General features: G+C 77.6%; 1 protein-coding gene. It reads left to right on the top strand.

Annotated elements, in window-relative coordinates; translation table 11 throughout:
* A partial coding sequence (locus tag HMPREF3105_RS01950) for a BRCT domain-containing protein (RefSeq protein WP_210401416.1) occupies positions 1-357 on the top strand: 357 nt, incomplete at its 5' end.
* Positions 358-540: the final 183 nt, after the last annotated feature.

Genomic DNA, 540 nt, shown 5'->3' on the forward strand with positions numbered 1-540 from the left:
CCGAACCCGGCCGCCGACCCGGGCCACCCCCTGTTCGGCCAGACGGTGGTGTTCACGGGCGGCATCGGCATGTCGCGTCAGAGTGCCAAGACGCGCGCGGCCGCGCAGGGTGCGCAGACTGCGAACCGGGTGGGCGCGGCCACCACGATGCTCGTCGTCGGGGACGGCTTCGAGGCCGCGGACCTGCACCGCCCGCGCGCCGAGGACGGGGCGCCGCAGGCCGTGACCACGGCGCTGGCGCACCGCAAGACGCGGGACGCCCTGCGCCGGCGGGACCGGGGGCAGGCCATCGCCCTGGTCTCCGAGGGGGAGTTCCTGCAGATGCTCGACGGGAACTGGCCGGACGCCGCGCGCTGAACCGCTCAGGTGGTCGCGGCGCTCCAGCGCCGGGCGGCCTCCAGGACGACCTCGCGCTCGGCGATCCACCCCGGGACGGAGGCCTCGGCCGCGGCGCGGTCCTCGGGGTCGTGCGCGCCGAACACGGCGGTGCCGTGCGCGGCGCCGAGCACCTGCCCGGCCAGCGAGGCCGTGGAGTCGGAG

It is taken from the genome of Micrococcus sp. HMSC31B01 (assembly GCF_001816085.1).
In the GTDB taxonomy this organism is placed as follows: domain Bacteria; phylum Actinomycetota; class Actinomycetes; order Actinomycetales; family Micrococcaceae; genus Micrococcus; species Micrococcus luteus.